This window comes from Sphingobacterium sp. JUb56 (assembly GCF_014191365.1).
Lineage (GTDB): Bacteria > Bacteroidota > Bacteroidia > Sphingobacteriales > Sphingobacteriaceae > Sphingobacterium > Sphingobacterium anhuiense.
In genome coordinates this window covers 4,353,814-4,367,355 of the sequence record NZ_JACHWL010000001.1, presented here as the reverse complement: position 1 = coordinate 4,367,355, position 13,542 = coordinate 4,353,814, and the positions used below count along the sequence as shown (strand labels likewise).

Annotated in this window: 11 protein-coding genes; 7 read left to right on the top strand and 4 right to left on the bottom strand. The window is 32.2% G+C overall.

The window, feature by feature from the left end; genetic code table 11:
- The first annotated feature begins 41 nt into the window (after positions 1-41).
- From FHR29_RS18550 to FHR29_RS18535, 4 genes are all read left to right on the top strand, one after another.
- Positions 42-380 carry a DUF2089 domain-containing protein gene (locus FHR29_RS18550; protein WP_260292213.1) on the top strand — a complete coding sequence of 113 codons (339 nt, stop codon included), beginning with the start codon at positions 42-44 and terminating at the stop codon, positions 378-380.
- A gap of 1 nt (position 381) precedes the next feature.
- Positions 382-873, top strand: coding sequence for a hypothetical protein (locus FHR29_RS18545; protein ID WP_183916264.1), 492 nt, complete (start codon positions 382-384; stop codon positions 871-873).
- 568 nt (positions 874-1,441) lie between these two features.
- A complete protein-coding gene (locus FHR29_RS18540; RefSeq protein ID WP_183916262.1) occupies positions 1,442-2,803 on the top strand; it encodes a S9 family peptidase in 1,362 nt (453 codons plus the stop codon).
- A 239-nt stretch (positions 2,804-3,042) separates the two neighbouring features.
- Entirely contained in the window at positions 3,043-5,250 is a 2,208-nt protein-coding gene (locus FHR29_RS18535; protein ID WP_183916260.1) for a glycoside hydrolase family 2 protein, read from the top strand.
- A gap of 73 nt (positions 5,251-5,323) precedes the next feature.
- On the opposite strand, the gene FHR29_RS18530 is transcribed toward FHR29_RS18535, so the two are convergent.
- The 3 genes from FHR29_RS18530 to FHR29_RS18520 form a co-directional block, all read right to left on the bottom strand.
- Complete coding sequence (locus FHR29_RS18530) at positions 5,324-6,031, bottom strand: SDR family oxidoreductase (protein ID WP_021191904.1); 708 nt, start codon at positions 6,029-6,031, stop codon at positions 5,324-5,326.
- A 10-nt stretch (positions 6,032-6,041) separates the two neighbouring features.
- On the bottom strand, positions 6,042-6,953 hold the full coding sequence (locus FHR29_RS18525) for a lysylphosphatidylglycerol synthase transmembrane domain-containing protein (RefSeq protein WP_183916258.1): 912 nt from the start codon (positions 6,951-6,953) through the stop codon (positions 6,042-6,044).
- Between the two features lie 82 nt (positions 6,954-7,035).
- Positions 7,036-7,368, bottom strand: a complete 333-nt coding sequence (locus FHR29_RS18520; RefSeq protein ID WP_084825409.1) for a hypothetical protein — start codon at positions 7,366-7,368, stop codon at positions 7,036-7,038.
- Positions 7,369-7,424: 56 nt separating this feature from the next.
- Between FHR29_RS18520 and FHR29_RS18515 the strand changes: the two genes are divergently transcribed.
- The 3 genes from FHR29_RS18515 (at position 7,425) to FHR29_RS18505 (ending at position 9,650) form a co-directional block, all read left to right on the top strand.
- Entirely contained in the window at positions 7,425-7,976 is a 552-nt protein-coding gene (locus FHR29_RS18515) for a lipocalin family protein (RefSeq protein ID WP_132771524.1), read from the top strand.
- Between the two features lie 98 nt (positions 7,977-8,074).
- Complete coding sequence (locus tag FHR29_RS18510; protein ID WP_168127882.1) at positions 8,075-8,560, top strand: hypothetical protein; 486 nt, start codon at positions 8,075-8,077, stop codon at positions 8,558-8,560.
- 163 nt (positions 8,561-8,723) lie between these two features.
- Positions 8,724-9,650, top strand: coding sequence for a hypothetical protein (locus FHR29_RS18505; RefSeq protein ID WP_183916256.1), 927 nt, complete (start codon positions 8,724-8,726; stop codon positions 9,648-9,650).
- A gap of 128 nt (positions 9,651-9,778) precedes the next feature.
- On the opposite strand, the gene FHR29_RS18500 is transcribed toward FHR29_RS18505, so the two are convergent.
- Positions 9,779-13,522 (bottom strand): HAMP domain-containing sensor histidine kinase, encoded by a 3,744-nt coding sequence (locus FHR29_RS18500; protein ID WP_311732301.1) that lies wholly within the window; start codon positions 13,520-13,522, stop codon positions 9,779-9,781.
- Positions 13,523-13,542 lie beyond the last annotated feature (20 nt).

Sequence of the window (13,542 nt, the reverse complement as noted above, 5' to 3'; positions counted from 1 at the left end):
TATACTTTACGAATAATTATTGATCGCTCATATTTTAAATTATGTTTAATAATACTTTTATAAAGTTTATATTATTATTAATAATATTTATATTTATAGAAGAGATGAAAAAATTTCCAAACGTATGCCCTAGCTGTGATACAAAATTAGAGGTCAGTAAATTAACTTGTTCTTCATGCAATACTGAGGTTAGCGGTAAATTTATGTTGCCAATTTGGACGCAATTAACTCTTGAGGAACAGGATTTTGTACTTGAGTTTTTATTAAACTCAGGAAGTCTGAAAGAGATGGCAAGTCAATTAGGCAAGAGTTATCCTACCGTAAGAAATAAGTTAGATGATCTTATTGATAAGTTATTGGGTTTAAAAAATAATGATTAGTATGGTTTTTAAAGAGAAACAGTCTTTTTGGAGTTGGTGGATGGTGATTTTGATCGTCTTTTTATTATTATCGACTTTAAATTATGAATGGAATGATATAAAAGATGGTAATTTCAAAGAATTAAGTGTAAATCCTGGGTTTTGGATTATTGCTGTTATTATTATTATATTTTCGTTCATTAAATTAAAAACAACAATAAACTCTCAAGGAATTATGATTCACTTCTTTCCCTTTCTATTGAAAAGTAAATTTATTCCTTGGTCAGAAGTAGCACAGGTTTCTGTAAAGGATTATAATCCTATATACTACTATGGAGGTTGGGGGTATCGCATTGGAAGAAAAGGTAAAGCCTATAGTACCAAAGGATCACATGGGTTGGAATTGATCTTTAAAAGCGGGTCTAGACTATTGATAGGTACCCAAAAGAAATGCGAACTCAATACGATCATTTCTAAGGTTAATCAAGAAATTTTAAATAAGGACTATGAATAAAATACTTTTAAATCCATTTGATAATCTTTCGGAGACAAAACTTTTATCTATTGGTCTTATTTGATTTATAATCGGCACTTTTGTAGCTTGTTTTTAGGAGATTCCTTTCCTGGGATGATGAGTTTTAAATCCAACGGGGCTAGCTTTTTACAATTATTATATCACAATATCTTAACAACATCTTTATTTTCAATCATTATATTTCTACTTGGAAAAATATTGAATTCGAGTCTGAGATTTATAGATATGCTAATAACCGTATTGGTTGCAAGGTCTGTCATTTATGCTATGGCTTTATTAAATACAACTAAATGGCTAAACCCGATAGTAGATTTAATTTCCAGAATGTAGTAAATCCACTGGGTAACCAAAATGTTGATAAAGCAGATTGAATTATCCCTTTTTTGGTGTTATTCTCAGCCTTTGCTTGCTGATCTCTTTCTTCTATTTACTTATTTAAAGGATTTCTTACTGTTATAAATAGAAAAAAATTATAATGGCTTGATTTTGGTACTTGTTGTAATGTTAATGGAAGCTTTATCTTCTTTATTCTCTTTTATTACATATAATGATTAAAAAAATAGTTGGTACATTTCTCCTGTTGTTTATAACAATAACTGCTTTTTCCCAAACTTTCGTAGGGGACTGGAAAGGTAATTTGCAAGTAGGACATTCCAGTTTGGTTTTTATAATTCATTTATCTCAGGAAAATGGTGTATGGAAGGCAACAGCGGATAGTCCAGATCAGGGAGCCTTTGGCATTCCCGCGAAGGCAAACGTTAATGGTAACGGAATCGAAGTACTGATTGAAGGAGGAATTAGTTATATCGGGAAAATGGAACGGGATGATTTAATAGGTGGGGAGTTTCAACAAGGGACATTTCGAGCCAAGTTAGATCTTATGAAAATAAAGGCAACCCCTAATAATATCAAGACAATAAGATCTCAACGTGTTTTTCCTCCTTATTCATACGATACAGTAGATGTCAATTTTAGAAATAAATATGATGATGTCCTATTAAGTGGCACCTTAACCACACCTAGACAAAAAGGTAAATTCCCTGCAGTAGTTTTAGTGACAGGAAGCGGTCCCCAGGATCGCAATGAAACATTAATGGGACATGAACCTTTTCGAATATTATCAGATTTTTTAACAAAAAATAATATTGTTGTTCTTCGCTACGACGATCGGGGGGTCGGACTTTCAAAAGGAAGTTTTATAAATGCCTCAATTGAGAATTTTAGTAAAGACGCAATGGCAGCAATAGATTTTCTAAAGGAAAGACCAAATGTAGATCCCGGCAAAATTGGTATTATCGGGCATAGTGAGGGTGGTTTAATCGCAGAGTTGTTGGCTGGACAAAAATTTCCGGCGCTTTCTTTTATTGTTTCTTTAGCAGGTCCAGCCATTCCTATCGACTCTCTAATGGTATCACAGCTATATCGCATTGGTAAAGTAGCAGGCATGTCAGAACTAGCATTATCACATGCCAAAGAGATTAATAAAAGGAATTTTGAGGTTGTTAAAAGTAATAGGCCGCATATGGAGGCTATGGAAATGATTCTTGATAATATGAAAATAGATCCAGCACAATTGAATTCATCGAGTAAATTGGAATTAGAGACACTCTTGTTGCCATCTTATAGATATTTCATGCGGATTGATCCCATTCCTTTTATTAAAAAAATTACAGTGCCGGTTTATGCCGCATTTGGGAGTTTAGATGTTCAGGTTCCTGCTGACCAAAATCTAAAAAGTTTAAAGAATAATCTACCATATAATCGAAAAACTGTTCTAAAGAAATATGAAGGATTGAATCACTTATTTCAAAAATCGACAACTGGGGCTGTTTCAGAGTATGAGCATATTAGTGAAACCATGAATAGTGAAGTCTTGAATGATTTAGTTAAATGGATAAAAAGCTTATAATAGTTAGCTGTAGTTAGTATTATTTAAGTGACATCATCTCTATTTTAGTAAAAGTACGATAACGTTGTAAATTGGTTTTCTGTGATGCTACAGCAATTTTTTGCCCAATATTAACTTCTATGTAGTTTTCTAGTAAAGTCAATTCTTCTTTGTAATACAATTAGGTTTATATCTTTGTTTTACACTCCATCATCATGTTTATGATGGATACTATTGAACAAAACCTTTATTTTATTATTATGAATTTCAAGGCAATCGTCACCTTATTTTTCTTAACAATTTTAACCTCAGTTTCCTTTTCTAGAGAAGTTATTTCATTCAATCAAAATTGGGCTTTCAAAAAGGGCCCCTTTACTACAGATCTCTTACAGTATGGGAATGTTTTTTCTGGAACATGGCAATCTATAGCTGTTCCCCATACATGGAACTCAAAAGATATGCAAGTACGTAATGATCGATTTACATCTAATGAAAAATTTTATGTGGGAGATGCCTATTATCGTAAAACTTTTATTCCCGAATCTTCTTGGAATGGTAAGCGCATTTTTGTGAAATTTGAAGGTGTAAATACAAACACAGAAGTTTACATTAATAATTCACCGTTGCCTGCGAAGAAGGAAAAGGGAAATGTAGTTTATGATGCGTCAGCTATAAATGGTAATTATCAGATTGTGGGAAGACATCAAGGGGGCTATTCAGCATTCGTGTTGGAATTGACTAATATGTTGAAATTTGGAGTTGAAAATGAGATTCTTGTAAAAGTTAACAATGAAGCAACTCCACAAGTAATACCAGTCAATCATACGCTATTCCCTATGTATGGTGGTATTTATCGTCCGGTTGAACTTATTGTGACGGATAAGATTAATATTGCAGTATCCGATTATGCTTCTTCAGGAGTATATATAAGTCAAAAGGACATTAATAAAAAAAGTGCATCAATAAATTTAAAAGTGAAACTTGAAAATAAAAATCATGACGCAAGAGATTTACAGGTGGTGTCAACGATTTTTGAACAAAACGGCGCTGTGAAAGCCAAGAATATAAAAAAATATCGTTTACTTCCGCAGGGTAGACAAGAAGTAATGCAAGACTTTAATTTAACAAATCCACATTTATGGCAAGGTCTGGAGGACCCATATCTTTATAAAGTAGTTACACAGCTTGTTGATGGAAATACAGTGCTAGATGAAGTGATTCAGCCTCTAGGTTTACGAAAATTTGAATTAAGAACGGGAGAGGGCTTCTTTTTGAATGATATTAAGTATCCAATGTATGGAGTAACAAGACATCAGGATCGATGGGGAAAGGGTTCTGCTTTATCAAATGCTGATCATGATGAAGATTTGGCTATCATCAAGGAAATTGGAGCAACTACTATTCGATTAGCTCACTATCAGCAATCTGCATACTTCTATGAAAAATGCGATAGTATTGGATTTATTGTTTGGGCAGAAATCCCATTTGTTAATCGTGTAACGACCTTAGAGGAAGCAAATGCAAAACAGCAATTGACAGAACTTATAAGACAAAACTATAATCATCCATCTATTTATACATGGGGTCTCCATAATGAGGTTTATACGCCTAATGCGTACACAATCGAGTTAACGACAAAATTAAATGATTTAGCTAAGACCGAAGATCCATATCGCTATACGGTGCAAGTGAGCGGCTATAATGTCATTAACCATGCTGTAAATAATAATGCAGATATACAGGGAATCAATCATTATTTCGGATGGTATAATGGCGTTATTCGTGATGTTGATAAGTGGGCAGATCAAATCTCAAAAGATTTTAAAGATTATAAAATTATTTTTTCAGAGTATGGAGCCGAGGCTAATCCTAGTCATCAACAAGAGGTTGTTGGAGATGTAGGTAATCAATGGGCGAATCCAGCATTTTTTCCCGAAGAATTTTCCACAAAGTTCCATGAAATACATTGGGGAACGATTAAAAGACATCCGATCTTTTTGGCCTCTTATCTTTGGAATACATTTGACTTTGCTACTCCGATTACAGCACTCAATGTTGAACCAAGGAATTACAAAGGATTGGTTACGTTTGATAGAAAACTCAAGAAAGATCCTTTTTATTGGTATAAAGCTAACTGGAGTAAAGAACCTGTATTATATCTGACACAAAGACGTGTTATTGAGAGAGTAAACGAGATTACTCCGGTGACAGTTTATTCTAATTTAGGTACACCTACTTTGTTGGTCAATGGTGTTGAGGAAAAGAACTTTGTTATCGGAGAAACTGATGTCCATTATATTTTTCAAAATGTTAAATTGAAAGAAGGGGATAATATTATCCAGGTAAAAGCATCAAGTAAAGGTCAACAATTTGAAGATAAGATTACTTGGCATTACTTGAAAGATAACCCAAAGGCAATCAGTAAAGATGGACCGAAATCCAATAAAAATGAACATATTGGTTTATAAAAAAGCATCTTTGTGCAATGCCCCCGAAAAGTTAAACACTTTCTGGGGGCACGCTACTTTTGAGACTTTTTTATTAAGGAGTTGTTAATGCTACAGGTAGAATTTTACCATTATAATATTGATGTCCATTTTGGGCAAATTCCGCAATATATCTTCCCATCTCAAAAGCGAGTTTACCAGCTTCTATTCCTGGAAAAGCTGCTTCAAACATTTCAGTTTGTGCAGATCCAAGAGCAAGACAATTTACGCGGATACCTTTACCCTTAAATTCTTCAGCCAAGCACTCTGTTAATACTGCCAACGCTGCTTTACTAGAAGAATAAGCCGCTAAGCCACTAAACTTGGAAGAGCCTTGAAAACCGCCCATACTTCCTATATTGAGAATATGAGATCCTTCGGGCATTAAAGGGACGATATGTTGAATCATATTAGCATGTGCCAATACATTGGTTTGAAACATCGATGCAATTTCTTCCAATGAACTATCCATAAAAGGTTTATTGATAAGCACCCCTGCATTATTGATCAGGATATCTACCTGTTCAAATTTTGATTTGATAAATGGTAATAAGGTTTGATAATCATCATAAACAATATCAAACTGAGCTGGATATAAATTACCCCCGTCGAAATTCAAATCCTTAGCAATTTCGTGAAGGCGCTTTAGTTTATCTGCAGATCGAGCAAGTGCGATAACATTATTTTCTTTTTTTGCCGTGAGATCCAATACAGCTTCAAACCCAATTCCACTGCTTGCTCCTGTTATTATAATATTTGCCATGTTTATTTATTTAATCTTCCGTCTGAGATTCTTCTATTTCTTTAACAGATGGTAATTTTTCGGTCCCTAAAGCAGAGGGATGAAATATGTAGTACGAACCAGTAAAGGCCATGAATGCCGATATAATATAAAATAGTAGACTAATCAAGACAGCTAAATGTGAATCAAGGTGAAAAAAATTAGCTCCCCACATATAAACTAGCTCTCGCATACCCAATCCTCCAACTGAAAATGGAATTATTGCCACTAATGAAGAAGCGAGAAAGAGAAAGAGATAAGGAGAAAATTTTCCATCAAAGCCTAGGGCGTATAATATCATAATAGCAGCAATTACTTGCATTGACTGTACACCTATTGCTTTTAGATGTGTTTTGATGAAATTTGCCTTAAAATCATTGAAAAATTTGCCTACCAAAAAATAATAAAGCGTTGTACCCAAGATAAATCCTAAAATTGTTAAGTAATTAGGAATTCCAAGTTGAGGCATAAAAATGATTAATGCCGCAATTATTAAACATAATGCCCACAGACCACTTAATCGGTCAAAGAATAATGCTCCAAGTAACTTTCGACCTTTAATACTATACTTTTTTCGAAGAAAATATATTTTATATCCATCACCTCCAACACCTCCAGGCAAGAAAAGATTATAAAACAAGCCAAGCTGATAAAGTTTAAAATTATATCTCTCAGAAACATGAAGTCCGATTGCAGTTAAGAAGGTAAGTAAGCGAGATGATGATATTAGTATTGAGATGGCATATGCTAAAAATGCGAATAAAAGGAACAGCGGATTTGATTTTAATAGAGCATCTTTTAGATCTTGGATAGAAACCTTACTAAATACCCAATAAAGAGCAGCAACAGTAACAACTACTTTCAGTATATTCTTAACAATTTTCCAAATTAGTTTTTTATTCATTAGATATTTAAGTCTATGTTTTGACTTTATTCATTAATTCTCAAAGATATTAATTTGATTAATGATATTGTATTTATTTGGATTATGCTATTAGGGGATATATACGGGAGTATAATAGAATTAAGTAGATCAATAGGAAAATCGTGCATAATGAGAATTGCCAATTAATATCGACTCTTAAATATTTGTTTTTTAACATGACAATCAGTAAAACTACAAAAATGATAAAGAGCAATGCAGGAGCAACTACTGCCATTTCATTTGGAAATGCAACGTGTTTAGCATCTAAATTAGACTGGGTTCCCTTATTCGATAGTATAGGAACAGAAGCTAGTGCTAAAAGTAAAACGAAAAGACGCAATAGTGATTTTGCTACAATCTTACTAATGGTATGATTTTTGGATGTCTCAATCATGATTTGTTGTTATATTTACAGCAAAAATACAATAAGTAACTATAAAATTAATGAATATGAATCGAGTTCTTTTATCTATCACAACTCTCATGTTGAGTTTGTTTCTTTTTTCGGCTTGTAGTATGCAACCAAAAGGAACAGCATCTAGTTCTTCATCTACTGCGATGTCTACAGGGCCTAGTGCCTCTGACTGGAAAGGAGCTGTAAAAGGAACTTGGGTTTTAAACACTATTGATCGCGAGAATTTACCCGCATCTTATACCATTAAAAGTGTATTTGAAGAAGCGCCTGCTGAATGCTTTATCGGAAGTACTTGGACATTGCCTGGTAATGGTAAAGGAAACATCTCATTTTCAGCAGACGGTAAATTATGTGCCCCTGGTGCTTCCAGAGATATTATATGGTCTATATTCAATCCAGGAAAGAATAACGGACAACCTCAGTTTCAGTTTAAAAAGATTTATGCGGGCGATAAAGCTAAAAATGTTATTACAGGCTACCGTTTAGATTTATCATACTCAGACGCTAGTAAATTAGTTATGCGTATGCCGGTAACCATTACAAATGGCGAAGCATATTTAGTATTCACTTTTTCAAGAGTAAATTAAGATATCCTTTTTGAAGATAGATAAAGCTATAGGAAACTATAGCTTTACTTGTTTAAAATTTTTTATTTAACAAATTTTCTAATTTTAGAAACAGTACTTTGATCGAAAAAAATATTGTACAAAAAATTATAAGGGAGGTGGTTCTTATCGCTCTTGGTCTAGAAAATAGAATATATATCAAGGACTTATCTGCTCATTTATATTGGATGGAAAAATCTCAATTTAATTTTGGGGAGGAATATATAGCCAAAGATATTACCATACGTGATTTGATAAGAATGAGCTTTGCCGAATTGGGGGTAGAAATAGAATTCTGTGGAAGAGGAGAATTAGAGAAGGGTGTAATTATTGATATTGATGAGGAACGATTGGACCTGTTGAAGATAGACAAAGAATATATAAAATTTGGACAAACTGTCGTTAAAATTGAAGATCGATCCTCTGTTTCAATTGATGTGAATCGAACAATAGAAAAACATTTAGTACAGCAATATATTGGTCATTTCGAAACAGAGATTCATTTTGATAACCTTATTAAGGAAGTGATTATGAGTAATTTAATGATTGTGAAAAAACAGTCCTAATTAAGCTTTGAGACGCTTTAACCTTGAAATGTTCAAAAGCAGTCCTTAAGACTTAAGATATTATTTTTTTAATATTGTTAAAATTTAAATTTGGAATAATATTTGTTGTACACATGTATCTACTATGACTTAATAAGTCAAATATAAATGGAATTCAAGGGTAATGGAAACTGAATTAGTAAAAGGTAATAAGCAGGAAGAGATTAAGAAAAATACATCAAAAGTTTATTTTTTTATCATAGCAATCGCGGCGCTTGTTGTCACAAATGTTTATTTTTATGTTAAATTTAAGTCTTCAGGAGAGAAGGTCTATGCACTAACGGTTGAAAAAGAGAACCTTGAAGTGGAGATCGATCGTATTGAAGCAGAGCTCGATAAAATGAAAATTGAAAATATTCAATTATCTCCTCCTTTAATCGAGAAAGAACAAAATGCAAGAAAAAAAATCATAGACTTAAGAACTAAATTAGCGCAGAAACAATTGTCACAGAGTGATATTGATCATGCACAGTCGACAATTACTTCGTTGAAAAGTGAAGTTGCATATTTTAGTTTGGATGTTAATAGACTTATTCAGGAAAATAAAATTCTAGCCGAGAAGAATAGCTTATTACAAAAAGAAGTCTCAGCTTCCTCCACTAAGATTAGTAATTTGGAAAGCTCAAATACAAATTTAGCATCAAAGGTAAATGTCGCTGCAGCTATTAAAGTTTCTAATATTGCGGTTTATGGACTACAGGAAAAAAGAAACGATAAAGTCGAAGTAGAGGAAAGGGCAAAGAGAGTTGATAAATTAAGTATAAATTTTAATATCGCAGATAATACCCTTGCAAAAGTGGGGAAAAAAGATATTTTTGTACGTATTATTGATCCGCAAGGTAATCTTATTATCAATCAGGATGACAATACTTTTTATGCACATAGTGAAAAACTCCAATATACTTTTAAAAGCACAATAGACTTTACCAATCATGGTGAAGAATATTCATTATATTGGAAAGACGATAAAAAGTTCACTAAGGGAGCTTATACTGTTCTTTTGTATGCCGACAATGCTATCATGGGAAGATCAACGGTTGTATTGAAATAGTACTTATACGTTATTTATTACGAGTCATACGGTAAAAAAATAAGGAGTTCAATTTGAACTCCTTATTTTTTTCCACGCATTTCGTATATTGGTCATCTAAATTCCGCCCTATCATGACGAATATTTTGCTATGAACCTCTGTATTTCGGTACAGTAATTTGAAATGTCGTTCCCTGATCCTCTATAGAATCGAATTTTACAGTTCCACCCATGGCTTCAATTGTTTTCTTAACAAAAACTAACCCAAGTCCCGTTCCGGAGCTTTTAGTCGTAAAGTTTATTTCAAAGATTTTTGCCCGCATTTCTTGTGGAATACCTAGTCCGTTATCCTTTATTTTAATAATGTATGTATCATGTTCTCCATTTGAAATGCTGATATCAATTTTTATTTTCCTTTTTCCAAAACCTGCTTCAATAGCATTTTTCAGTAAGTTATTAAACGTTCTTAATAATTGATCCCGGTCAGCTTCTACAAATATAGGAGCCTGATTTGTTTGATTCATTAATTGAATCTGAGCATGCGGATTTTGACTATATACTGCAATTGATTTATTAATTTTTTCCACCAAATTGACCTTTTCATATTTAGTATCTGGCAATTTTGCAAAGGCTGAGAATTCTTTAGCTATATGGGTTAAACTATTGATTTGTTCAATAAAAGATGCGGTGATACGTTTAAAACGCTCCTCAAATTTTGCATCGTTATCATGATAAGATTTTGTCAATTGTTGGATCCCAAGTTTCATTGGTGTCAGTGGATTTTTGATCTCATGAGCAACTTGCTGTGCCATTTCTCGCCAAGTAGACTCCCTTTCATTATCCTTTATTTTATTTGCATAATCCTCAAGTTTTAATATCATTAAATTGTATTCTTTAATAAGCCCCCCAATCTCATCATTGCGTTGCCAAAATAAAGGTTCATTTTGTTGTCCAAGATTTGTTTGGGCTATTTTTTTACTGATCAAATTTAATGGTTCTGTGATTTTATTGGCAACAAAAGCCGCGTAAAAACCAAATCCAATGATTATTAGAGAATAGATATTAATTAATGTGTTTAAAAGTAGATTTTTATTTAAGTTATCATCTTTCTGTGCATTAAAATTCGGTATACCCAGATACGCTATAGTAGCATAGTTTTCATCTCTAATAGTTGCATAACTGGATTCGTATTTAAAATCACCAACAACCTCCTCTTCAATAGTCTCTGATTTTTTAAGAAGGGAGAGTTTTCTAAATGCACTCGGGTTAATAAACGTTGATAAAATATTTAAATCATAAATCTTGGGTTGTGAACTGAATAATAGACGACCCGATTTTGAATAGAGTGAAAAATCTTTTGAAAGCGATTCTGATAATAATTTCAGATAATAGATCAATCTTTCTTCTTTTTCTTCAGCAGTAGACGCTGTACTAACTATACTTTCAAGTCTTTTACTAATATCTGTTACAGTCTTTTCTCTTTCCAAAGTATTATTATACGAAAGTTGCATACTTATACTTACGAAAGATATAATTCCAGAGATCAAAATTGCCAGCACGATGGAAGATATAAACAATGTTTGTATTCTGGAACTGTATTGTATACTATTTACTAAAAAAAGGAAATGGTACTTTATGCTTCTGATTTTGAATGATTTATTCTTTAAAATTTTAAAGCCATATCTAACACTGGAAGAGATAGAAAAAAAGATAAAAATAACCAGAAATAAAAATGATGCGGTAGCTAAATATTCCCATGGTGTCTCTTTTGGATAACTAACTAAAAAAGTAGTATAATTATTAGGCCTGTACATGATATGAAAATAATCATCCCTACTATCCAAATTGATATATTCTCCCAATTTCTTCGGATAACCATTGTCATGACTTGGGTAGTTATATTTTCCATATTGGGTCACTAAATTCCCATCTTTAAACAATGCGATGGAACTATTATTAAATGACTGTGCCTCCATTTTATTTAATCTGGAATCAACTAGTATGTCCGGATAAGGCAGGCTGTAATTAAATGATCTATTCTTTAGATTAAGGTATAGAGAGACAGTGTTTTGTTTATCAATTTGAATATTGATAATAGAAAAATACTCATGAGTTCCCAGTTCGCTGTTTAATCTGTAGAAATTATTACTAATCTTTAACGAGTTTTTAATAACTTTTTCTCTGTACTCATCTACTTTATTGTTTTTGTAAGGAGCAAGTTCCTTATTGTTATTGTAGTAAAATCCCAAAAATTCATATCTAGAAAGATACCCACTAAGATATTTTTTTTCAATGTATTCACTTATGGTTTGTGTACTGGTGTTTGGTAAACTTATTTTAAATAAATGTTTGAGTTGCTCGTCATTTAAAATATCTTTTTCAATTTCAGTATATAATGAAATAGCATTAATGTCATCTTCTGCTTCTAAATTGCTGATAAAAAGCTTCATGTTCTCCAGTTTTTTCATTTTGAAGAAATGTCCATGGTAAATGGAAAAGATTGTAGATAAAAGAATGATAACGATGATATGTGTAGCTAGTCTGAACTTCTTTTTTAGAAACGAATTGAATGATCTTATTAATATTATAAGTGCAAGTAGGATATTAACGAGCCCATTATTTTCACTTAATGAAGTCCCGATTAAAATAAATAAGATGAGACAACTCAAGTGTATATTAATTAATACCGTATCTGATATCTGTAATTTTTTTATATTAGAAATAACCAGATCGATATATAATATTAATGTGACGAGACTTACGCACATAATAAAAAGGTCGATCCATGTAAATATATTTAGCTCAACAAGTTTTGTGAAGTCTACCACAGTTGTAGTGGAGTGTGTAATGAGTGTGCCTAAAGTTCTGTAAAGAATAGTAAAGAAGAAATAGACACTTAGGATGGAAAGAACTGCAAAGATTATTTTCGAGCCTTTCTTTTTCAGATACTTCTCAATTGAAAATGAGTCTTTGATATTATATAGAAATAATATGAAAAGAAATATGAAAAAGACTGTAATAAGTAGTCCCCAGATATTTGGAAAAAGGTAGTTATAGGCATAATTTTTAGGATTGAATATGCCCAAATTAGCATGGATATTCAACCAATTAGAATTAAGGTCTAGATAACGTAAAACAATTAATGCTGTAAGATAGAGTAAAATTCCAAGTATTATTTTTTCCTTATTTACGAGTAGTTTCGCGAGATTATGTATTAAAGTGATAAAACATGTTGCAGCGAGTATCCAGCAGAGTGTTTGTAGGATACTAAAAATATTTTGTACCTGACCAGATTTTAGTTTAATAGAAAATAAGTAAGTTTTGTCTTTGCTATAAATATTTTTAATGTTTACATTATCATCATAATCAGCAATTTCGATGTTTGTACTCTTTGTTATTAAAGGCGAAAATGCTTTAGTGAAATATTCGTTATTAATGTTGAAATACTTTTTAACCATTACATAGGCTAATACTGTCGTATTTCCGATCTCCTTCTTTTTAACAACAAATGAGCGATCATTAGTCGCGATATAGTTGACGGGATTTTTGAGTCCAGCATCAGTTAGGGGTACAAATAGGTTTGTACTCCAGAGTAGAAGTTCATGGTTTTTAAAAATAAAAAGTGCGATTCCCTCATCTTTATTATACTTTTCAAGTATATGATATGACTGCTCAGGATATTTTTCTGCATTTTTGAATGTTTTTAAAATAATTGGATCCGCAAATAATTCATCAATTACTTCTTCTTTTTCATGAATTTTAGATTCTAGATTGGCGGTTTCAAAATTTAAGATATCTTTACTAGTAATAGACTTTTGTAAAGTAATAGCAGTAACGATAAAGCTTAGCGTCAGCAGTATAAGTAAAATTCTTATTTTGGAGGATATCGGCACTTTATTATCTATTTATTGAG